Origin of the sequence: Bacillus sp. RZ2MS9 (genome assembly GCF_001816185.2) — a bacterium.
Taxonomy (GTDB): domain Bacteria; phylum Bacillota; class Bacilli; order Bacillales; family Bacillaceae_G; genus Bacillus_A; species Bacillus_A cereus.
Genome location: NZ_CP049978.1, coordinates 3,519,260 through 3,541,188, shown reverse-complemented (window position 1 = coordinate 3,541,188; position 21,929 = coordinate 3,519,260). Strand labels below are relative to the sequence as shown.

The window sequence follows — 21,929 nt, the reverse complement described above, 5'->3', positions numbered from 1 at the left end:
ACTAGTTTTCTACTTTTTGAGGAACATAAACATTGCTGCCAGGCTTCGCTTTCATTTCGTTCCAAGCAGCAATCGCATCAGCTTTTGCTTTCCCTTTATTATTTGGATCTTCGAAAAAGTCACGAGTAAAGCGATTGTATTCAAATTGTGCACCGATAGTTGTTTTGTATGTAGGGTCTTTTTTTCGTTCGTTTTCTTCATGCCAAAAAGCTACCGCGTCTTCATATGTTTTTCCAACATTCTCTTTGAAAAATTTTTGAAGAGCTACTGTAAAGCGGAAGTTTGTTCCGATTTTTTCTTTGAAAAAAGCACGAACCTCTTCGCTACAGCGGTGATTTTTAGTAATAATCGTTTGAAGAGAAAGGTCTTTATAAGAGAGGGGAGCTTTGCTCACTTTTTGCACAGAGCTGTTTTTTAAGACTTTCCCCGTAGTTAAATAATGTGAGATACGCTCGGTTATTTCGATCTTAGAGCCACTAGCTGGCAGACCATGCTCGCGACAAAATGTTTGCAGTTCTGCTTTTAACCAATAATAATTTTGGAAATCTGTAAGAGATATAGTTTTTGTTAAAGATGGTCGCATGAATGTAACAACTACTTTCTTCCATAATTTTCTTTAATTATAAAACATACGTTCTTTTTATGGAAGGATTAATGTGTAAATATAATGGGAAGAGGAGGTTATATATAGAAAATATAATGCAAGTTCGTGTTACGGGAATTTTAATTGAAGATGAAAAAGTATTGCTAGTAAAGCAAAAAGTGGCTAATCGCGATTGGTCTTTACCTGGAGGAAGGGTAGAGAATGGTGAAACGTTAGAAGAAGCGATGATTCGAGAAATGAGAGAAGAAACGGGATTAGAAGTTAAAATTAAGAAGCTACTCTATGTTTGTGATAAACCAGATGCTAGTCCATCTTTGTTACATATTACGTTTCTGCTTGAAAGGATTGAAGGTGAAATTAAACTACCTTCTAACGAGTTCGATCATAATCCGATTCATGATGTGCAAATGGTACCGATTAACGAATTAAGTTATTATGGTTTTTCGGAAACTTTTATCAATCTTATAAGTGGCGGTTTTGCAAATGCAGGAAGTTATCAAGGGTTGAAACAACATATAGGCCTGTAAATATAGTTGAAGGATAGCCGTTAGCTATCCTTCATAAACATGTTTTACACTGCTGACTGTAAAGAAGAGACAAGCTGATTTAAAAACTCGTCCCCGTTCATCACCGCTTTTCCGCCGCCGCGTGCACTCTTTTTATTTCCGCCACCTTTTCCTTCAATTGCAGGAAGAGCATCTTTTAAAAGAGCATTCATATCGAGCGTTACTGTTTTTCCGCAAGCGAGAATACATTGTAGTTTGTCATCATTTTCGATGACGAAATACGTAATTGCATGCTCTTGTTGTTCTGTAATGATAGCTGATAGTTTTGCAATTTCTTGCATAGAACGATCTGTAAATGCTTTAGAAATAAGTAACCCAGCATGTATTTCGGTGGGCTGTTGCAGTAATTCATTTGCCTCTGCAAATAATAATTTTTCATTCATTGTTTGTATTGTTTTTTCGTTTTCCTTTTGAGAGGTAAGAAGCTGTGCTACTTTTGCTGGGATATCAGTTTCGCTACTGTTTAATTGTTTGGAAACATCTTTCATAATTTGTTGCTGTTGCCCCATTAATTTAAGTGTACGCCAACCAGCGATAAAGGTTAAGCGTATACCACCTTTATTGCGCTCCCATCCTAGTACTTGAATAGGACCAACTTCACCAGTGCATTTCGGATGGGTTCCACCACAGCCGTTGTAGTCGTAATTTTCGATAATAACAACGCGTATATTTTCTGTCATATTCGGTTCTTTACGAAGAGGTAATGTTTTCGCTTCTTCTAAGTTCATCCACTCTATACGGATTGGATGGTTTTCAAAAACAATTTTGTTTGCAATTTGTACTGCTTTTTCAACTGTTTCTGTATGCAGATTTTCTGTTTCTAAATCGATTGTTACCGTTTCTTTACCAAGATGGAATCCAATCGTAGGTATGTTGAAATAGTCCCAAAAAACAGCAGATAAAATGTGCTGAGCTGCATGTTGCTGCATATGATCAAACCGGCGATCCCAATTGATTTTACCTTCTACGTCTTCTGTGTGTAATTGTTCTGCAATGAAGTGGCGGATTTCTTCGTCGACTTCTTCAACATCAAGTACAGCAATACCATTTAAAGTTCCAGTGTCATGTGGTTGTCCGCCACCAGTCGGATAAAATGCGGTTTCGTTTAAAACAACGTATAAGTTACCGTCTTTATCATAATCTTGCTTTATAATTTTAGTAGTAAATTCTTGCTTATAAGCGTCAGTGTAATATAATTTGTGCTCCAATTTTCTTTCTCCTCTCGCATTAACTAGTTTCATTGTAAAGCAATTGAAATTAGTTTCCTAATATTTCAGAAGAAAGAAACTATTTTTAGAATTTTCTTGCTATAATAAGAAGAAAATGCGGGGGTGGAATAAATATGTTATATGAAAATGGCGTAGATAAACTGCTTAGTTTAAGCAAAAATATTTCTGAATTGTATCGAGAATTAAATGAAATGACCCGGATTTTAACGGATTGTAATCGAGAAAGTGTGAAGTTTGATCGGTTATATGTAAAAGAGTTACTTTGGAAGAAAGAAGATGTAATAGAGAAATATGACCAGCTACTTGTACAACTTTGTATTAACGAATGCTTTGATCTAAAAAGTGTCATTACAGGCGAATATAAGTATACATATGAAGAAGTGGAGAACATCGTTTTACAATTTAATGAGAAGTATAATGTTGCAATATTAATTAAAGATGTTTGTAAAGAATTACAGTTTACATATGGCATAGATATGGATATAACGAGAACAGCGCGGGTATCAACAGCGCAAGTATAAAAAGGGAAAAGAAAGCAGATCCTTTGCTTTCTTTTTTTATGTAAGAACAGGGAGAGTAGGTTTTTAAGATGAAGGGGAAGTTGCAAAATATTCATCCGTTAGGAATGACAATTATAATAGGGACTTTATTTGCGAGGTTCGCCACGTCAATGAGTATTCCTTTTTTAGCAATTTATTTAACGACTGTGAAAGGTGTATCAGCTGGAATGACAGGTGCTATTATCGGAACGAGTGCACTTGTTGGAGTGTTTGCTAGTTTTATCGGAGGGAATTTATCAGATCGATTCGGTCGAAATATGATTATAATATGGTCCATGATCGTTTGGGTCTTTGTATTCATTGGTTTTTCACTTGCAGATCATGTTTTAAGTTTCTTTTTATTAAATGCTTTGAATGGATTATGTAGGTCATTTTTTGAGCCAACATCAAGAGCGTTATTATCAGATTTAACGAAACCTGAGTATCGTTTACTCGTATATAATTTGCGTTACGGTGCAATCAATGTTGGAGTAGCGATTGGCCCACTTGTCGGGTTACAGATTGGAAGCGCAAAATCAACAATTCCGTTTTTAGTAGCAGCTGGAGTATACATTTTATATACAGCTATATTAGCGTTCCAATTTAAGAAGTATCCGATTGAAAAAAAGAAAGTAAATACAGAAAAGCCTGTCACAATGTTAAAGGCAATTCGTATTTTGCGAAAGGATGTCGTATTTTTAGTTGCACTAGTTGGTATTATTTTGAGTAATTGTGGTTTTTCACATTTAACGACAACAGTATCTCAATATTTTGCAAATGCACATATATTTCAGGATGGAGTGAAATTATTTTCATATATGCTAGCTTTAAATGCGATTGTTGTAGTCGTAATTCAATACCCTGTTATTCAAATTTGTAAAAAGTATACACCGTTAGTATCCATTATGGTGGGGGCTTTATTTGTGAGTGGGGGATTATTTGGCTTTGGAATAGTAGAATCCATGCTAGGTGCTGCCGTTTGTACAATTATTTTTACAATTGGAGAAGTCTTAATGTTTTCGATGACGGATGTATTTATTGATGATATTGCTGTTGCGCATCTAAAAGGAACATACTTCGGTGCGATGGGCTTTTCGGGAATTGGAGCAGTAATAGGTCCGTGGTTTGGAGGAGTACTTCTCGATTACTACGGGTACCAAAATGGGTTTGCAGTATTTTCAGCATTAGCTATATTCTCAACTGTGGCATTTCCTGTGCTTTTAGTTACAAAAGGTTTATTGAAAAAAAGATATGATAGAAATTCTAATATAGAAATGCATGCGAAATAACATAAGCCCCAGTACCAACTGGGGCTTATGTTTGTATTATATTAACTCTTAATTTGAAAAAAGAACTTTCTTTTCATGTTTATCAGCAACTTCATTTTTGGAAATATGAATGGCCAAAAAACCATTCTCTAAGCAGGCTAGCATCTTCTTATAAATAACATTAGCGGGTAAAGGGATAGTTCGCTGCAAAGAAATGTTTTTATGAAGTATGCAAATGGTTAGGCCTGTCTCCATCTTTTTAATGACTACATTTTGTTCATTGGCATTTGGTACATCTGTTTCCAAAATGTATTCTTGTTCAGTTTCGCAAAGGTCAATATGAATTTGATTTGGGAAACTAAAGTTACTACAAGAGTCAGAACAAAACTGATCCATCCATTCTTCGAAACCATCAACATGAAAAAGACAATCCTTCTTTTTCTTGCCCATGTAAGACACCCTCCGTAAAATCTCAATTCATACTATGTTATGCATGAATGAATTAGGGGTGAAGAATAAATGGAAAAATATAAACATTGTATGTGGAAAAGATAGCTAGTGTGCACTTTTTGTTTTACATATCATGATGCGCATGATGTTTTTGGCGTGAATGGTTACGGTTTTTTACTTTATGAGATCCGCTTAATGGTTCAGGTTGTCCTTTTTTTTCTTTCGCTTCACGATTGTTTTTTCCCATTGTATGTGACACCTCCTCTTCCTTTTTAGAATGAGAGAAGTTTGCAAATTTATACGAGAATGTTTTTAGAAAAAAAGGTAAAGATAATTGGGACTAACTATTACAGAAAGGGGATTATATAATGCCATATCATAAAGATAAACAACAAGCGTTTCAAGCAGCGCAGCAAGGCGTTACACAAGCAGAAAATGCATTTAACAACATTGTGAAAAATGATCCAAACTACGGTCATGATTTAAAAGAATTACGCCAAGAGGTTCAGGAAGCATATGAACAAATTCAAAATGCACTAGAGGTAGCTTCAGAAACACAACGTCCACAACTTGAGCAATATGAAAATAATCTCCAAAATATAATGCGAAATGTAGATCAATTAGAAAAGTAAATTAGGTTGTTGTGTATTTGACAACCTCTTACTTTAATGAACATTATGCGAAAACAGAAAATTTTTCTATTCGTTTTTTCTTTATTATGCGCAGTACATATATTTCAAGTTGAAAAAGTGGAAGCGAAAATGTTGCTCAGAAAAGAGCTAGAACCAACTGGCTATGTAACGTGGGAAGTACCTAATAATGAAAAAATTATTGCCATTACATTTGATGATGGACCAGATCCAACATATACACCACAAGTTTTACATTTATTACGTCAATATAAGGCTGAAGCGACATTTTTTATGATTGGATTTCGAGTTCAGCGCAATCCATATTTAGTGAAACAAGTGTTAAAAGAGGGACATGAGATTGGAAATCATACGATGAATCATTTATATGCAAATAGTTCATCAGATGAAAAATTAAAAAAAGATATTTTGGATGGAAAGAAATTTTTCGAAAAATGGGTGAAAGAACCGTTGCTATTCCGTCCTCCTGGTGGATATATTAACGATGCTGTATTTAAAACAGCAAAAGAAGCAGGTTATCAAACCGTTCTATGGTCGTGGCATCAAGACCCACGTGATTGGGCAAATCCAGGGGTGGAATCTATCGTAAATCATGTAGTGAAAAATGCTAAAAGTGGCGATATTGTATTGTTACATGATGGAGGAAATGATCGTAGTCAAACGGTAGCAGCACTAGCCAAAATTTTACCTGAGCTAAAAAAACAAGGCTATCGATTTGTAACGGTTTCAGAATTGTTACGTTATAAACATTAGAAAAAATCCCAAAAGGTGAATGTTCCTTTTGGGATTTTTCGTTACTGGTTCTTTTTGCGTTTCTTATTATTTTGTCTTTCTGCAGGAGTTAAGTTTTCATTTGCAAACTCTTCGTTATAACCAGTACCTTGTCCTTGTGCGGATGCTGCATTCATTCCTGAAATAGTATGATTTGCTTTTCTTTTACCCATTTTATTTCACCTCTATAACATTTTTTTGTATGTTGAATGATGAGCAGTTCATAGTGTGTATGAACTATAAGTAAAGCGCTAATAGAGCACTTTACTTTATGGTAATAGTATTCATAAGGAGCATGAACACTATTCAAATTTAGAAACATAAAGAAAACTTATGATAATCTATAAGTTTCTTATTATTTACTTATTTAGAAAGTTGTAATAAGATATTATCGTAAGGTATTGAAAAGTTTGTCTACATTTTATATTCAGACAACTTAGTCACGTTTAACAGGGGGGAAACATAATGGTCAAACATAATCCATTTCAATCACGTGCAACTTTTGAAGTAGATGGAAAAACGTATCATTATTATGATTTGAAAGCGCTTGAAAATGCAGGGGTTGGCAACGTATCTCAATTACCATATTCCGTAAAAGTTTTACTTGAATCAGTACTTCGTCAAGTAGACGGACGTGTAATTACAGAAGAGCATGTTACAAATTTAGCGAAATGGGGAACGAAAGATGTGCAAGATATCGATGTTCCATTTAAACCATCTCGTGTAATTTTACAAGATTTCACTGGTGTACCAGCTGTTGTTGATTTGGCTTCGCTTCGTAAAGCAATGGCAGACATGGGTGGAGATCCTGATAAAATCAATCCAGAAATTACTGTAGACCTTGTAATTGATCACTCTGTACAGGTTGATAGAGCGGGTACGGCAGACGCGCTTGCATTCAACATGGACTTAGAGTTTAAACGTAATGAAGAACGTTATAAATTTTTAAGCTGGGCACAAAAATCATTTGATAACTATCGTGCAGTTCCACCAGCTACAGGTATTGTACACCAAGTAAACCTTGAATATTTAGCACCAGTTGTTCATGCTGTGAAAAATGCTGAAGGTGACTTAGTTGCATACCCAGATTCATTAGTTGGAACAGACTCACATACAACAATGATTAATGGTATCGGCGTTCTTGGATGGGGTGTTGGTGGTATTGAAGCAGAAGCAGGAATGCTTGGACAGCCTTCATACTTCCCAGTACCTGAAGTAATCGGTGTGAAATTAACAGGTACACTTCCAAGTGGTACTACAGCAACTGACGTTGCCTTAAAAGTAACGCAAGTATTACGTCAAAAAGGTGTAGTTGGTAAATTCGTTGAGTTCTTCGGTAATGGACTAAAGAGCATGCCTTTAGCTGACCGTGCAACAATTTCAAATATGGCACCAGAATACGGCGCAACTTGTGGATTCTTCCCAATCGATGATATTTCATTAGAATACTTACGTTTAACAGGTAGAGATGAAGAACAAATTCGCGTTGTTGAAGAATACTGTAAAGCGAACGGTTTATTCTATACAGCAGACAGTAAAGATCCAATCTATACTGATCTTGTAGAAATTGATTTAAATACAATCGAATCTAACCTTTCTGGACCGAAACGCCCACAAGATTTAATTCCACTTTCAGATATGAAAGATGCGTTCCACGAAGCTGTTGTAGCACCAGTTGGAACACAAGGACTTGGATTTAATGAGCAAGAGTTCGATAAAGAAGTGAAGGTTACATTAGAAGATAAAGAAGTAACGATGAAAACAGGTGCAATTGCAATCGCAGCAATTACAAGCTGTACAAACACATCAAACCCATACGTATTAATTGGAGCAGGTCTAGTTGCGAAGAAAGCAATTGAAAAAGGACTTGTAGTACCTGAGTATGTAAAAACATCATTAGCACCAGGATCTAAAGTTGTTACAGAGTACTTAGATAAGTCTGGTTTAACAACATATTTAGATCAATTAGGTTTCCAAACAGTTGGTTACGGTTGTACGACTTGTATCGGTAACTCTGGTCCATTAGCGCCAGAATTAGAAGAAGCAATCGCAGCAAACGACTTACTAGTAACATCTGTTTTATCTGGTAACCGTAACTTTGAAGGGCGTATCCACCCGCTTGTAAAAGCAAACTACTTAGCATCACCACCACTAGTTGTGGCATATGCACTTGCAGGTACTGTTGATATTGACCTGAAAAATGATGAAATCGGTAAAGATGCAAATGGCAATGCTGTTTACTTCAACGATATTTGGCCATCAGCTAAAGAAATTGAAGATGTAGTTCAAAGTGTTGTGACATCTGAACTGTTCAAGAAAGAATATGCACAAGTATTTAACAGCAATGAGCGTTGGAATGAAATCCAAACTTCAAATGAAGCGTTATATACTTGGGATAATGATTCAACATACATTCAAAACCCACCATTCTTTGAAGGATTATCTAAAGAGCCAGGTGAAGTTGAAACATTATCAGGCCTACGCGTAGTTGGTAAATTTGGTGACTCTGTAACGACAGACCACATTTCACCAGCAGGTTCAATCGGTAAGCATACACCAGCTGGACGCTACTTATTAGAAAACGGCGTACAACCAGTTGACTTCAATTCTTACGGTTCTCGTCGTGGTAACCATGAAGTTATGATGCGTGGTACATTCGCGAACATCCGTATTAAAAACCAAATCGCACCAGGAACAGAAGGCGGATATACAACATATTGGCCAACAGGTGAAGTAACGTCTATCTATGATGCTGCTATGAAATATAAAGAAGATGGCACAGGCCTTCTAGTTGTTGCTGGTAAAGATTACGGTATGGGAAGTTCTCGTGACTGGGCTGCGAAAGGAACAAACTTACTAGGTATTAAAGCAGTAATTGCAGAAAGCTTTGAGCGTATTCACCGCAGTAACTTAGTGTTAATGGGTGTACTACCACTTCAATTTAAAGATGGCGAAAGCGCTGAAACATTAGGTCTTGTTGGTAATGAGTCATTTGAAATTCAAATTGACAAAACAGTTAGACCGCGCGATCTTGTAAAAGTAGTTGCAACTGATGCAGATGGCAACGAAAAACAATTTGAAGTAGTAGCTCGTTTCGATAGTGAAGTTGAAATTGACTACTACCGTCACGGTGGTATCTTACAAATGGTTCTTCGTGAGAAAATTGAAGAATCTAAAGTGTCAAACTAAATAATTGAAATGAACGAGAAGGAAGCTAACAACTGTTAGCTTCCTTGTTTTATGGAAAGGGATGAAACCATTTGGTTTCATCCCTTTCTTTTTACTATAAAAATGGAGGGGATATTATGAAAGAATATAAAAGAATTTTGTTACCGTTACAGAAAGAAAAAATATTAGTAATAGCAGCTGTATGCAGTGGGATAATTGCTGCCATTTTAAATTTATCTCGCCCAATTTTCATGGGATTAATTGTAGACAATCTTATTCAAAGGGAGCTAAAAGGTGCGTATGTATATATAGCTTTGTTTGCGGGCAGTCACTTTTTAATGTGGGCGAACAATCTTTTATTTGATTATATAAGTTCAAAAGCGAGTCAACGTATATTACAAACGAAACGTATAGAATTATTGCGTCACTATTACTATTTCTCATTACCGTTTGAAGAGAGTGAGAAGATTAAGCAAGGAGAGTTAGAAACTTTGGTCGTGTCTGATATTCCAAACTGGGTCAGATTATATGGCTCTATATTAATAGAATATATACACGCTATTGCCCAATTTATTGGAGCTTTCATAGCACTACAACATATAGATATACAGTTTATATTGTGGGTAACTCCGTTTTTATTTTTAAGTACAATTGTTCCAATACTGATGGGAGAAAAGGTAAGAGATATTGCAAGCGTTTCTCAAAAAAATCACTCAAGTGTTGTAGAGATGGTGTCACAGTTTGTAAAGGGGATACAAGATTTGCGGAGTTTACAAAAAGAAAAATGGGCAATTCGCTTATTTAAAGAAGTAACGGCACAATCGTATAAATCAGAAGTAAAGAAGACGATGATGCAACATTGCATTGGAGTAGTTGGAACGGTGATTGAAACAGGAGCATATATTGTTGTTCTCATTATAGGTGCACAAAAAATAATGAGGGGAGAAATAGAAGTTGGTTCACTCATTGCAGTGTTAGCGACAATTGAGATGCTCTTTTTCCCTGTCCGTTATGTGGGCGATTGTATCAAATCCAACTCTTATTATTTTAGATGAACCGACGGCTGGGCTAGATCCGGGCAATCAAGAACTGGTTTGGAATATGATTGAAGGGATAGGAAGAGATGTAACGAGAATTGTGGCAACACATGATGTAGAGAGAGCGATGATAGCAGATTGTGTTGTTGTCATAAAGAATGGGACTATTGTGGAATGTGGGAATCCTAGAGAATTATTAAATTGCAACTCATTGTACAAAGAGTTGCAAACAAAAAGATAAGAGATATGTAATGCTCTTATCTTTATTCCGCTATTTGCCGGGCAGCCCGATTGGTGAGGGCTGATTAAAGTTTCACTTTATTCGGTCTCATTAAGTTGATAAGTATAAGAATTCGAATCACTAGAATTAACTTCTTTGACGAGAGTAAGTTGATTTGTATCTGGATTATATTTGAAAATCTTAATTGTATGTTCGCTACTTAGTAATGGATTATATTCTTGAATAGCGAATGTATTTTCCGCGATTTGTGTCATATTACTGGTGGGAACATTTTCTATGGAATCATGATTTGTAGAAATTTCAACGACTTTTTCACTGTTGAAAAATAAAAGAACGATTATTAAAATAACTAAGCATATTCGTATATAGCGTAGCTCTTTGGTGATAGGGTGTTCTCCCAAAACAATCATCCTTTCTATAGCTATTCTATAGTAGTAATGGTAGTCATCGTGAAAAAAGTAATAATGCCGAGGCCTGCCAAAAGGATAAATGAGATTAATGCGATATAGAGACAAATATGTCCAACTTGTTTTTTTTCAGGATCTTTACTAAATAGTGAGATAATCCATGTGATAATTCCGATTGGGGAAAATATAAAACTAAGAATATATAGAAGTATTTTTTAAAATAAATTCATGAGAGCTCCTTTCATTGTAAAATGTTCTATGTATTTCTAATTATATGATTAAAAGGTAAATATTTCATATTAGTTATAAAAATTCTGATTATTTAGAATGTGAATATTTCCAAGCTTGTCCGTATAAGCTAAAATAAGGTATATAGTATTGTGATGAATGTGTTAAAAGAAGATAATACGTTAGGGTGATATAAAATGTGGCGGAAGCTTACGATTATTGTAGTGTTACTTTGTTTAGCGGGATATGCAGCTTATGAACAGTTTGGTCATAAAGAGCAGGCGGTAAAAGTGAAGCAAGAAAAAAGTGAAGCTGCGATGAAAGAGATTATCGCAAGGAATGGTATTGAGATAGGGAAGAGTGCACCGGACTTTACATTAACGAAGTTAGATGGGACAAATGTAAAGTTATCGGATTTAAAAGGAAAGAAAGTAATTTTAAACTTTTGGGCTACGTGGTGTGGACCATGTCAGCAAGAAATGCCTGATATGGAGGCTTTCTATAAAGAACATAAAGAGAACGTAGAAATTTTAGCGGTCAATTATACGCCTTCAGAAAAAGGTGGGGGGGAAGAGAAGGTAAGCAATTTTGCTAAAGAAAAAGGAATTACTTTTCCTATTTTATTGGACAAGAACATTGATGTGACAACAGCTTATAAAGTAATTACGATTCCAACTTCGTATTTTATAGATACAAAAGGTGTCATTCAAGATAAGTTTATTGGGCCGATGACACAAAAAGAGATGGAGAAAAGAGTTGCTAAATTAAAATAATGGTGAAAAGGTAGAGATGGAGAGTTCCCATTTCTGCCTTTTCTTTTTCAAGTAGTAATCACTTCATGATATGATGTAAGAAATATAACCGTTTAGAGATAAAGGAGTGTATGGAGTGGGGAATGTATCCTTACCGTTAGATTATGTTGTAATTGATTTTGAAACAACAGGATTTAACCCTTATAATGATAAAATTATTCAAGTTGCAGCAGTGAAATATCGTAATCATGAATTAGTAGATCAATTTGTTTCATACGTGAATCCAGAGCGGCCAATTCCGGACCGAATAACGAGTTTAACAGGTATTACTAATTATCGCGTTTCAGATGCACCGACGATTGAAGAAGTGTTACCTTTATTTTTAGCATTTTTACATACAAATGTTATTGTGGCCCATAATGCTTCTTTTGATATGCGCTTTTTGAAAAGTAATGTAAATATGCTTGGGTTGCCTGAACCTAAAAATAAAGTAATTGATACTGTATTTTTAGCAAAGAAATACATGAAGCATGCGCCTAATCATAAACTTGAAACGTTAAAACGAATGCTTGGAATTCGTTTAAGCTCTCATAATGCATTTGACGATTGCATTACGTGTGCTGCTGTTTATCAAAAGTGTGCAGCTATTGAAGAAGAAGGGAAACGAAAAGTAAATAAGGCTATGCTTGATGAAACTGCGGTATATGAAGCGGTGAAAGAAATACTTGCATGTAATAAACGTAATGTAGAATGGCTACGTTGTATGAACGTAGGAAGTTATTTAGATATAAAAGCTTTTTATCCAGTTATGAGATTAAAGGTAAAAGGGCGAAAGAAATATGTATTAACAGAGATATTAGAAGAAGATGTGAAAGAAATATGTACAAGTTTAAAATGTGAACCGGCGTTAAAAAGTGAAGTTGGTAATACGAGAATTATGCTTAATAGCTTAGAGGATGTTATGAAATTAGAAAGTTATATTTTAGAGCAGTATGATTTTGTATTACAGGCGCTTCATGATTATAAAGAAAATGAAATGAATGCAGATGAAAAGTTGAAAGAGTATTTAAATATTATGGTATAAAAAACTCCGTGTGCAATATATTGTACACGGAGTTTTTTTAGGAGTACTAAAACATAAAATTTTCTTACAAATCTGATTAAAGAGTTTTTTGTTTGCTCATACTATGTAATAAGAAAGCGAAGGAGAGAGGGTGAACAACATGAGAAGAAGTCGCCGTAAATCGTTTGAAGAACTTGTAAATGAAAATAAACAACAATTATTAAGCGATCGTGAGGCAATTGATCGCATTGAAGAGCGCATTGAAAAACGTTATGAAATGAAACTTTTTAAGCAAGCTGAATAATTCTTAACACTAGTACGATACTAGTGTTAAGGAGGCGATAGTAATGGGTAATCCGAAAAAAAATTCAAAAGACTTTGCACCGAATCATATTGGAACACAATCAAAAAAAGCTGGTGGAAATAAAGGAAAGCAAATGCAAGATCAAACAGGTAAACAACCGATTGTTGATAATGGTTAAAGAAAAGGAGAATATTACATTCTCCTTTTTTATGTATAAATTTGAGGAAAGATAGGTAATTTAAGATGGTGTGTATATACAATATTAGGAGGGAAGTACATGCCAAATCCAGATAATCGAAGTGACAACGCTGAAAAGTTACAAGAAATGGTGCAAAATACAGTTGATAACTTTAATGAAGCAAAAGAAACAGCGGAACTTTCTAATGAAAAAGATCGTGCTACTATTGAAGCAAAAAATCAAAGACGTTTAGAAAGTATTGACTCATTAAAAAGTGAAATCAAAGATGAATCTTAACAAAATGTACAAAAAGGGCTGACTTTTGTCAGCCCTTTTTCGTAATCGTAAAGTTTTCAACAAGTAAACGCCAATTTTGTGGAAATGGCAAGCCAATCTTCCAATAACTAATACCGCCAATGCCCTGCTCTTTCATTAAATTGAATTTACTTTGAATAGACCTCGCATCTTCAAACCAAACTTCATGTTGTACGCCATTTTCGTCAAAGTAATTAAAATGTGGAGCTTGAGCTGTGAAATCATAGCGGATAGGAACATTATATTTACGAGCAAGTGCAACAGCTGCGACAGAGCTAACTGCTTTTGCTGGTGGATTCCCTTGTTTGAACGGAAGTTTCCAATCGAATCCGTATAAGTTTTGCCCCATCATAATTTTTTGGGGAGGCATTTGAGATTTTGCGTATTGAAGTACTTCTTTTACAGGACCGATAGGAGAGATTGCCATTGGTGGCCCGCCCTGCCAACCCCAGTCATATGTCATAATGACGACGAAATCAACAATTTGCCCTTGCGCTTTATAATCATGGGCTTCGAAAAATTTTCCCTTTTGATTTGAACTTGTTTTCGGTACGAGAGTTGTGCTTAATGTGTACCCGCTAGGTAAGCGTGTTTTTACATTTCGTAAAAAGCGATTATACGCCTCGCGGTCTTCGGGTGCTACACTCTCGAAATCGAAATGAATGTCTCGCATGCCATATTTTTCAGCTGTTTGCAAAATGTTAGTAATAAATTTGTTTTGAATCGTTGCGTCGCGTAAAATAACCGATGTTAGATCGGCACTGAAATTACCATTTTCAATATTTGTAATAACGAGCATAGGGATTGTTTGCCCTTGCGTTGCAATATTAGCAATTTTAGCTGTTTCAGTAGGTTCTTTTAATGTGCCATCTCTTTTTGCCTCAAAACTAAAATAAGCTAAATATGTTAAAAATGGATTGATGGCACGTGTAGCATTAACTAAACTCTCTTTAATCGGTATAGTGGAAGGTTGTAAATAAGCGATGGATTCTACAGCTCGTTTTGTGCCTTTTGGTACATATAATTGTTGTCCGACATGGAGAATAGATTTTAAAGATAAATTATTAACTTTAGCTAAACTAGCGAGGGGGACATTATATGTTTGAGAAATCCGATAGAGGCTGTCACCAGGCTGTACATAATAATTATTTCCTTTCGTATTAACGATAAGTGCCTGACCAACAACGAGCGTTTCAGCGGGATTTAGTCCATTGTCTTTTACTATTTCGTCAGGTGTTGATCCATATTTTGATGCCAAGCTATATACGCTATCACCGCTACGAACCGTTACAATTTGAATCATATGCTTGCTCCTTTCGGGAAAAGATTCACTATTTTTATTTTATTTTTGATGTCACTGTATTATGATTAAATGTATGCAAGGTAGCAGAAGTGAAAGAAGGCGAATACATATGTTTGTAGCAGAACATGAAGTTGAAATCCGTTATGCGGAAACAGATCAAATGGGTGTTGTTTACCATTCAAACTACTTAGTGTGGCTTGAGTTAGGTCGCACGAAACTTATACAAGATTTAGGTTTTTCATATGTTGAAATGGAGAAAGAAGGAATTATTTCTCCTGTGTTAGATTTACAAATTTCATACCGTAAAGCGATGCGTTACGGAGAAAAAGCAATCGTAAAAACATGGGTAGATACTGTGAGCCCACTTCGCGTTGTATATGGATATGAAATATATAATGGTGATGGTGAACTTTGTATTACTGCAAGTACGACGAATATTTGTGCGAAAAAAGAAGGGTTCCGCCCTGTATCATTTAAAAAGTTATATCCTGAGTGGTATGCGAAATATGAGGAAATTAAGAAAAAATAAAAAAGCGTGGCAGAAGCCACGTTTTTTTATTTTTCATAATTAAATTGTGGGAAGTCGTCACCTTCGTTAAGTGTAACAGATAAATTATGTCCATCGAAGAACCATTCATCATCGCCTTCAATAAAGAAGTTAATACCTTCTTCTTGAATTTGAACAGCAGGATGTGCAGGATCATCTTTACGAATCCCTAAAGAAAGTCCTTTTTGCACAGTACTGCAACCACCGTATTGTACGAAAAAGCGTAGTGTTTCATTTGATTGTAAGTTTAATTCATTTTTATACCATTGTGCTGCTTCTTTTGTTACGGAAAGATTCATGTATAGTTCCTCCAAATTATGTTGCTTTTTCTTTAGTATAAAAAATAACGCAAAAAGACGCTATTAATATGCTTCACGTTTTCTTTTTGCGTTATGTGGGTTACGATCTTATTTTTGCTTTTTTGAAAAGTTTGCTTTTGGTTCAGTTTTATTTATAATTCGTCCGATATTTGCACGGTGTTTATAAATAACCATACCTGCTAATAAACACATCGCAATAATGAAGATTTTATCCCCGCTAACAATGGATGCAATAACAGCAACAACTGCTGTTACCATAGAAGAAAGTGATACGTATCTTGTTGTAAATAAAAGGGTGAAAAATACAACAGCCAATATTGCAAAAACAACTGGTGAATAGCATAATAGCACCCCAGCAGAAGTTGCAACTGCTTTACCACCGCGGAATTTTGCGAAGATTGGATAGACATGTCCAAGAACAGCCGCTAACCCGAACCATAGTGGATGAATATCTAATCCGAAAATCATTGGTAGACTTGTTGCTAATGTCCCTTTTAAAATGTCAGCAATTGTAACGGTAAAACCTGCTTTTTTCCCTAATGTGCGGAATGTGTTTGTTCCGCCTAGATTACCGCTCCCGTGCTCACGAATATCGATTCCGTAGCCGATTTTTCCAACAACTAGTGCAAATGGAATCGAGCCAAGTAAGTAGGCAACGATAAATAAAAGATATGTAGTAACCATAAGTTCAGTCTCCTTTATTCAAATGTGTTGATAAAGGGTAAAAAGAGTTTTTCCCGTATATTGTACCATACATTTGTAAAGAGCACATTTCTTTTTTGTAAATGAAAAATTCATTATTTCGTGAAAAAAATTTCACAGTAATGTTACATTTCTCACAGAAACAGTAAGACTATATGTAGTAACATTTTAATCAAAAGATAACAACATATTGGTGGAGGGTTATAAATGTTACAAAATAATACACGTGGAGAAGAAGAATTAATGAAAGTGTTTGAGACAATAGTCCACGGCAATGAACAAGATTTGATGCAAGAAAATGCAAATGTAGACGGCCGCTCTCCAATGGGCGTAATGGGAACGTTCGCATCTGAGAGTGCAAAATATTATGCTGTTGAGAATTTATTGTCAGATCAAGTGAAAAAAGCGATAAATGAAAATATATTATATCCACATGATTTAGATTTTTATGCAACAGGAACGACGACTTGTTCACAAATTCCGTTAGCGCAAATGCTTGCTAACGGTTTTGATACTGGACATGGACATATGAGACAACCGCAAGACATTAAAAGTGCATTGGCTCTTTCGTCTATTATTTTTCAAGCGAATCAAAATATGCAGCATGGTGGTCAATCGTTTGCACTCTTTGATATTGATTTAGCACCTTATGTACGAAAAACAATTGAGAGACATAAAAAACGATTACAATCATATCCGCTTACGAAAGAACAAATAGAAGAATTCGCATGGAAAGAAACGGAAAATGATACGTATCAAGCGTGTGAGGCTTTCGTTCATAATTCGAATAGTATGCATAGTAGGGGCGGAGGACAAGTACCGTTTATTTCTATTAATTATGGAACCGATACATCAAAAGAAGGAAGAATGTTAATTAAACAACTTTTAAAAGCGACACAAGCTGGACTTGGTAAAGGAGAGACACCGATTTTTCCGATTCAAATTTTCAAGATGAAAAAAGGTGTGAATTTTGAAGAAAGTGATCCGAACTACGATTTATTTGAATTAGCATTAGAGACAACGGCTGAACGATTATTCCCTAACTTTTCATTTTTAGATGCTCCGTTTAATGCAGTACATTATGATGGAAGACCAGAAAGTGAAGTATGTTACATGGGATGTCGTACCCGTGTTATGTCTAATATACATGGAGAAGAAACAGCGATTGGTAGAGGGAATTTATCATTTACGTCTATTAATTTAGTGAAATTAGCGTTAATTAGTGGTTCAAAAGAAGCGTTTTTTGAAGCGCTAAACTATTATTTAGATTTAGGAATTAAGCAGCTATTAGAAAGATATGCGTATCAATGTACGAAGCGAGCAAGAGATTTTCAGTTTTTATATTCACAAGGTGTATGGCGTGGTGGAGAAACGTTGCAGCCTGAAGACTCCGTAGCCTCGATTTTAAAACAAGGGACGTTAAGTATTGGTTTTATCGGTCTTGCGGAATGTTTAGTAGCTTTAACAGGAAAGCATCATGGGGAAGATGGAGAATCATGGAAACTTGGGTATGAAATTATTTCCTTTATGAGAGATAGAATGGATAAAGCGACAGAAGAACATCAACTGAATTTCTCAGTAATTGCAACTCCAGCAGAAGGATTATCAGGGAAGTTTGTGAAAAAAGATAGAGAAGAATTTGGTGAAATTAACGGTATAACGAACCATAATTACTATACGAATTCATTCCATATTCCAGTTTATTATAACATTCAAGCGATAAATAAAATCCGTTTAGAAGGCCCTTTCCACGCTCTCTGTAATGGAGGACACATTACTTATATTGAACTAGATGGAGCAGCAATGCATAACAAAAAGGCATTAAAACAAATTGTACAAGCCATGGCAGAACATGGCGTTGGATACGGTTCAATTAATCATCCTGTTGACCGTTGTAAGTGCTGTAGTTATCACGGGGTTATTGGGAATGAATGTCCAAGTTGCGGGAATAAAGATGAGGCTAATATAGAAAGAATTCGCCGTATAACAGGCTATCTTGTAGGAGATATGTCGAAGTGGAATAGTGCGAAACGTAGTGAAGAGATAGATCGGGTGAAACATAAATGAAAGTGATGAATATTATTCATGATAGTGTAGTAGATGGAGAAGGATTGCGGACAGTCGTGTTTTTTGCGGGCTGTCCGCATCGTTGCGTTGGTTGCCATAATCCGAAATCGTGGAATATTTGCAATGGAACGGAAATGACAGTAGAAGAAATTGTGAAAGAGATTGCAAGTAATCCATTAACTGATGTAACATTTTCAGGTGGAGATCCATTTTTTCAAGCTGCTGAAGTGAAAAAGGTAGCAAAAATCGTGAAAGATTTGAAAAAAAACCTATGGATGTATACAGGTTATACGTTAGAAGAGATACAGAGTTCTCAAAATAATGATATGATAGAGTTGTTACATTATGGGGATGTTTTAGTCGATGGAAGGTTTGAAATTGAGAAAAAAGATTTAACACTTCCATTTCGCGGAAGCTCCAATCAACGTATTATTCGATTGAAAGAGTAAAAAGGCGGGATAGATTATATGAATAAAACAGTATTGCTTGTTGAAGATGAAAGAAGATTACGTGAAATTGTTAGTGATTATTTTCGTAATGAAGGCTTTGAAGTAATCGAAGCAGAAGATGGAAAAAAAGCGTTAGAGTTATTTGCAGAGCATGAAATTGATTTAATTATGTTAGATATTATGTTACCGGAAATAGATGGATGGTCTGTTTGTAGAAGAATTAGAAAAGAATCAGCAGTACCAATTATTATGTTGACAGCACGTTCGGATGAGGATGATACATTGCTAGGTTTCGAATTAGGTGCAGACGAGTATGTAACGAAACCATTTAGCCCGAAAGTATTAGTAGCTCGCGCAAAGACGTTATTGAAACGTGCGGATGGTGCGGTAGGAGTAGCGGAAGAAAATGCTATGTCTTTAGCTGGAATAGAAGTAAATCGTCTATCTAGAACTGTTTTAGTAGATGGAGAAGAAATTATATTGACACATAAAGAATTTGAACTTCTTGTGTATTTAATGGAGAACAAAGGAATCGTGTTATCACGTCAACATTTATTAGATCAGTTATGGGGATATGACTATTACGGTGATGACAGAACGGTTGATACCCATATTAAAAAACTTCGAAATAAGCTAGGAGATAAAGCGAAGCATATCGGTACTGTTATTCGAGTTGGTTATAAATTTGAAGAATAATCTAGAACGATTTGTGTAATTTAGCCTAGGGAAATGGCGATTTTATACTCTCTTTTGAAGGTAGAATGTACAAAAAATACTTTTTTTGTCTACAATGTTAGATAGGAGTATTTTTTTAATTAGATTTCACGATGAGTTCACAAGAAGGACACAAAACGTGACTATACTGAAAATACGAATTCACCAGAGAGGGGAAATAAAACATGGGATATTACGACGGACCAAATTTAAATGAAGAGCATAGTGAAACGAGAGAAGTGAGAAAATCAGGTAGTAAAAAAGGCTATTTCTTCACAGGTTTAGTGGGGGCTGTAGTCGGAGCGGTTTCGATTAGTTTTGCAGCACCATATATGCCATGGGCTCAAAATAATGGAGCGCCAGTATCATCATTTAGTTCGGATTCAAAAGTAGAAGGTACTGTAGTTCCTGTTGTAAATAAAGCGAAAAATGAAACTGATTTACCTGGTATGATTGAAGGGGCGAAAGATGTTGTTGTAGGTGTTATTAATATGCAACAAAGTGTTGATCCATTTGCAATGCAACCGACAGGTCAAGAACAACAAGCTGGTTCAGGATCAGGTGTTATTTATAAAAAAGCAGGGAATAAAGCATATATCGTAACAAACAACCACGTAGTAGATGGTGCAAATAAACTTGCTGTAAAACTAAGTGATGGTAAAAAGGTAGATGCAAAGTTAGTAGGGAAAGATCCTTGGTTAGACTTAGCTGTTGTTGAAATTGACGGGGCTAATGTGAATAAAGTTGCAACTTTAGGTGACTCAAGTAAAATCCGCGCGGGTGAAAAAGCAATTGCAATCGGTAACCCACTAGGTTTTGATGGAAGTGTAACGGAAGGTATAATCAGTAGTAAAGAACGTGAAATTCCAGTTGATATTGATGGCGATAAACGACCAGATTGGCAAGCACAAGTTATTCAAACAGATGCAGCGATTAACCCTGGTAACAGTGGTGGTGCATTATTTAACCAAAATGGTGAAATAATTGGGATTAATTCAAGTAAAATTGCACAACAAGAAGTTGAAGGAATTGGATTTGCTATTCCAATTAATATCGCAAAGCCAGTTATTGAATCACTTGAAAAAGACGGAGTAGTGAAACGTCCAGCGCTTGGAGTAGGTGTCGTTTCATTAGAAGATGTGCAAGCTTATGCAGTCAATCAATTGAAAGTACCGAAAGAAGTAACGAATGGTGTTGTATTAGGTAAAATTTACCCAATATCACCGGCTGAAAAAGCTGGTTTAGAGCAATATGATATTGTAGTAGCATTAGATAATCAAAAAGTAGAGAATGCGCTTCAATTCCGTAAATATTTATATGAAAAGAAAAAAGTAGGCGAGAAAGTAGAAGTTACATTCTACCGTAACGGTCAAAAAATGACGAAATCGGCTACTTTAGCAGATAATTCAGCTACAAAGAATCAATAATCGAAATAAAAGAAAGTCTCTTTCATATTGAAAGAGACTTTCTTTATCGGCTATACTAAAGGAATAGGAGGGATTAATTATGACAATTGAAAACCCAACTCGTACGGAAATTGGTGAAGTGTTAAAGAAAAGCAAAACAATTGCGGTTGTTGGATTATCAGATAAGCCAGAACGTACATCGTATATGGTTTCAAAAGCAATGCAAGATGCTGGATACCGCATTATTCCAGTTAATCCAACAGTAGATGAGGTGCTTGGAGAAAAGGCAGTTTCTTCACTAAAGGATATTAAGGAACACGTTGACATAGTAAATGTATTTCGTCGCTCAGAGTTTTTAATGGATGTTGCAAAAGAATTTGTAGAGATTGATGCAGATGTTTTTTGGGCACAATTAGGAGTACAAGATGAGGATACATACAAATTTTTAAAAGAAAAAGACTATACTGTAATAATGGATCGTTGTATTAAAGTAGAACATGCGATGACAAAATAGTATAGATTTAAAGGTAGAAAGATTGATTCAGCCCTCATTATAGATAAGTAGGGCCGATGAACGAGGTGTTCATCATGAGATTTTTTAAAGGCTGTTTTTGGGGGTTGTTATTTGTAATCCCATTTTGGATCTTGATC

General features: G+C 35.5%; 27 protein-coding genes and 1 pseudogene. 18 read left to right on the top strand and 10 right to left on the bottom strand.

The annotated features are described in order from the left end of the window. Nucleotide 1 precedes the first annotated feature (1 nt). Complete coding sequence (locus BHV55_RS17995) at nucleotides 2-583, bottom strand: DUF6434 domain-containing protein (RefSeq protein ID WP_070756882.1); 582 nt, start codon at nucleotides 581-583, stop codon at nucleotides 2-4. A gap of 59 nt (nucleotides 584-642) precedes the next feature. On the opposite strand from BHV55_RS17995, the gene BHV55_RS17990 reads away from it, so the two are divergent. After that, entirely contained in the window at nucleotides 643-1,131 is a 489-nt protein-coding gene (locus tag BHV55_RS17990; RefSeq protein ID WP_139123366.1) for an NUDIX domain-containing protein, read from the top strand. Between the two features lie 44 nt (nucleotides 1,132-1,175). On the opposite strand, the gene BHV55_RS17985 is transcribed toward BHV55_RS17990, so the two are convergent. Next, nucleotides 1,176-2,378 (bottom strand): alanyl-tRNA editing protein, encoded by a 1,203-nt coding sequence (locus tag BHV55_RS17985; RefSeq protein ID WP_168369341.1) that lies wholly within the window; start codon nucleotides 2,376-2,378, stop codon nucleotides 1,176-1,178. Nucleotides 2,379-2,512: 134 nt separating this feature from the next. Between BHV55_RS17985 and BHV55_RS17980 the strand changes: the two genes are divergently transcribed. Continuing rightward, entirely contained in the window at nucleotides 2,513-2,920 is a 408-nt protein-coding gene (locus BHV55_RS17980; RefSeq protein WP_000965133.1) for a hypothetical protein, read from the top strand. Nucleotides 2,921-2,988: 68 nt separating this feature from the next. Further along, the gene (locus BHV55_RS17975) at nucleotides 2,989-4,227 is read left to right on the top strand and encodes an MDR family MFS transporter (RefSeq protein ID WP_070756881.1); all 1,239 of its coding nucleotides are present in this window, start codon (nucleotides 2,989-2,991) and stop codon (nucleotides 4,225-4,227) included. Nucleotides 4,228-4,275: 48 nt separating this feature from the next. On the opposite strand, the gene BHV55_RS17970 is transcribed toward BHV55_RS17975, so the two are convergent. Continuing rightward, a complete protein-coding gene (locus BHV55_RS17970) occupies nucleotides 4,276-4,656 on the bottom strand; it encodes an Hsp20/alpha crystallin family protein (protein ID WP_000516731.1) in 381 nt (126 codons plus the stop codon). 124 nt (nucleotides 4,657-4,780) lie between these two features. Further along, nucleotides 4,781-4,903, bottom strand: a complete 123-nt coding sequence (locus BHV55_RS17965) for a small acid-soluble spore protein P (RefSeq protein WP_000517649.1) — start codon at nucleotides 4,901-4,903, stop codon at nucleotides 4,781-4,783. Between the two features lie 121 nt (nucleotides 4,904-5,024). Here BHV55_RS17965 and BHV55_RS17960 point away from each other — a divergent pair, with 121 nt between their 5' ends. Both BHV55_RS17960 and pdaB read left to right on the top strand, forming a co-directional pair. Beyond that, nucleotides 5,025-5,288 carry a hypothetical protein gene (locus BHV55_RS17960; RefSeq protein WP_001146295.1) on the top strand — a complete coding sequence of 88 codons (264 nt, stop codon included), beginning with the start codon at nucleotides 5,025-5,027 and terminating at the stop codon, nucleotides 5,286-5,288. Between the two features lie 45 nt (nucleotides 5,289-5,333). Continuing rightward, entirely contained in the window at nucleotides 5,334-6,059 is a 726-nt protein-coding gene (gene pdaB / locus BHV55_RS17955) for a polysaccharide deacetylase family sporulation protein PdaB (RefSeq protein ID WP_003284976.1), read from the top strand. Nucleotides 6,060-6,100: 41 nt separating this feature from the next. Here the strand turns inward: pdaB and sspO are convergent, their stop codons facing one another. Beyond that, a complete protein-coding gene (gene sspO, locus BHV55_RS17950) occupies nucleotides 6,101-6,250 on the bottom strand; it encodes an acid-soluble spore protein SspO (RefSeq protein ID WP_000518055.1) in 150 nt (49 codons plus the stop codon). 292 nt (nucleotides 6,251-6,542) lie between these two features. Here sspO and acnA point away from each other — a divergent pair, with 292 nt between their 5' ends. Then, on the top strand, nucleotides 6,543-9,266 hold the full coding sequence (acnA, locus tag BHV55_RS17945) for an aconitate hydratase AcnA (RefSeq protein ID WP_000238557.1): 2,724 nt from the start codon (nucleotides 6,543-6,545) through the stop codon (nucleotides 9,264-9,266). A 116-nt stretch (nucleotides 9,267-9,382) separates the two neighbouring features. Then, nucleotides 9,383-10,523 (top strand): annotated as a pseudogene (locus BHV55_RS17940) (ABC transporter transmembrane domain-containing protein). 77 nt (nucleotides 10,524-10,600) lie between these two features. Here the strand turns inward: BHV55_RS17940 and BHV55_RS27785 are convergent. Then, entirely contained in the window at nucleotides 10,601-10,933 is a 333-nt protein-coding gene (locus BHV55_RS27785) for a YmzC family protein (RefSeq protein ID WP_082769912.1), read from the bottom strand. Nucleotides 10,934-10,944: 11 nt separating this feature from the next. Further along, the gene (locus tag BHV55_RS17930; protein WP_246874081.1) at nucleotides 10,945-11,142 is read right to left on the bottom strand and encodes a hypothetical protein; all 198 of its coding nucleotides are present in this window, start codon (nucleotides 11,140-11,142) and stop codon (nucleotides 10,945-10,947) included. Between the two features lie 213 nt (nucleotides 11,143-11,355). On the opposite strand from BHV55_RS17930, the gene BHV55_RS17925 reads away from it, so the two are divergent. The 5 genes from BHV55_RS17925 to tlp all read left to right on the top strand — a co-directional run bounded on the left by BHV55_RS17925 (nucleotide 11,356) and on the right by tlp (nucleotide 13,752). Further along, nucleotides 11,356-11,931 carry a redoxin domain-containing protein gene (locus BHV55_RS17925; RefSeq protein WP_000269054.1) on the top strand — a complete coding sequence of 192 codons (576 nt, stop codon included), beginning with the start codon at nucleotides 11,356-11,358 and terminating at the stop codon, nucleotides 11,929-11,931. A 115-nt stretch (nucleotides 11,932-12,046) separates the two neighbouring features. Next, nucleotides 12,047-12,994: a 3'-5' exonuclease gene (locus BHV55_RS17920; RefSeq protein ID WP_000528755.1), complete on the top strand. Its 948-nt coding sequence runs from the start codon at nucleotides 12,047-12,049 to the stop codon at nucleotides 12,992-12,994. 139 nt (nucleotides 12,995-13,133) lie between these two features. After that, nucleotides 13,134-13,277 (top strand): FbpB family small basic protein, encoded by a 144-nt coding sequence (locus BHV55_RS17915; protein WP_001254703.1) that lies wholly within the window; start codon nucleotides 13,134-13,136, stop codon nucleotides 13,275-13,277. Nucleotides 13,278-13,320: 43 nt separating this feature from the next. Then, nucleotides 13,321-13,455 (top strand): acid-soluble spore protein SspN, encoded by a 135-nt coding sequence (sspN, locus tag BHV55_RS17910; protein ID WP_000527987.1) that lies wholly within the window; start codon nucleotides 13,321-13,323, stop codon nucleotides 13,453-13,455. Nucleotides 13,456-13,554: 99 nt separating this feature from the next. After that, nucleotides 13,555-13,752, top strand: a complete 198-nt coding sequence (gene tlp / locus BHV55_RS17905; protein WP_070756880.1) for a small acid-soluble spore protein Tlp — start codon at nucleotides 13,555-13,557, stop codon at nucleotides 13,750-13,752. A gap of 28 nt (nucleotides 13,753-13,780) precedes the next feature. Here the strand turns inward: tlp and BHV55_RS17900 are convergent, their stop codons facing one another. Then, nucleotides 13,781-15,073, bottom strand: coding sequence for a glycoside hydrolase family 18 protein (locus BHV55_RS17900; protein WP_000614862.1), 1,293 nt, complete (start codon nucleotides 15,071-15,073; stop codon nucleotides 13,781-13,783). Between the two features lie 109 nt (nucleotides 15,074-15,182). Between BHV55_RS17900 and BHV55_RS17895 the strand changes: the two genes are divergently transcribed. Beyond that, a complete protein-coding gene (locus tag BHV55_RS17895) occupies nucleotides 15,183-15,602 on the top strand; it encodes an acyl-CoA thioesterase (RefSeq protein WP_000495812.1) in 420 nt (139 codons plus the stop codon). Between the two features lie 26 nt (nucleotides 15,603-15,628). On the opposite strand, the gene BHV55_RS17890 is transcribed toward BHV55_RS17895, so the two are convergent. Beyond that, nucleotides 15,629-15,919 (bottom strand): HesB/YadR/YfhF family protein, encoded by a 291-nt coding sequence (locus BHV55_RS17890; RefSeq protein WP_001054453.1) that lies wholly within the window; start codon nucleotides 15,917-15,919, stop codon nucleotides 15,629-15,631. A 108-nt stretch (nucleotides 15,920-16,027) separates the two neighbouring features. Then, entirely contained in the window at nucleotides 16,028-16,624 is a 597-nt protein-coding gene (gene plsY, locus BHV55_RS17885; RefSeq protein WP_000258974.1) for a glycerol-3-phosphate 1-O-acyltransferase PlsY, read from the bottom strand. Between the two features lie 225 nt (nucleotides 16,625-16,849). Between plsY and BHV55_RS17880 the strand changes: the two genes are divergently transcribed. The 5 genes from BHV55_RS17880 (at nucleotide 16,850) to BHV55_RS17860 (ending at nucleotide 21,792) form a co-directional block, all read left to right on the top strand. Then, nucleotides 16,850-18,709, top strand: a complete 1,860-nt coding sequence (locus BHV55_RS17880) for an anaerobic ribonucleoside triphosphate reductase (protein ID WP_070756879.1) — start codon at nucleotides 16,850-16,852, stop codon at nucleotides 18,707-18,709. Further along, complete coding sequence (gene nrdG / locus BHV55_RS17875; RefSeq protein WP_000867078.1) at nucleotides 18,706-19,158, top strand: anaerobic ribonucleoside-triphosphate reductase activating protein; 453 nt, start codon at nucleotides 18,706-18,708, stop codon at nucleotides 19,156-19,158. Before BHV55_RS17880 ends, nrdG begins: the two co-directional genes overlap by 4 nt. 18 nt (nucleotides 19,159-19,176) lie before the next feature. Further along, complete coding sequence (locus BHV55_RS17870) at nucleotides 19,177-19,854, top strand: response regulator transcription factor (protein ID WP_001044679.1); 678 nt, start codon at nucleotides 19,177-19,179, stop codon at nucleotides 19,852-19,854. 203 nt (nucleotides 19,855-20,057) lie between these two features. Further along, complete coding sequence (locus tag BHV55_RS17865; RefSeq protein ID WP_000542641.1) at nucleotides 20,058-21,299, top strand: S1C family serine protease; 1,242 nt, start codon at nucleotides 20,058-20,060, stop codon at nucleotides 21,297-21,299. Nucleotides 21,300-21,378: 79 nt separating this feature from the next. Further along, on the top strand, nucleotides 21,379-21,792 hold the full coding sequence (locus tag BHV55_RS17860; RefSeq protein WP_000151387.1) for a CoA-binding protein: 414 nt from the start codon (nucleotides 21,379-21,381) through the stop codon (nucleotides 21,790-21,792). Nucleotides 21,793-21,929: the final 137 nt, after the last annotated feature.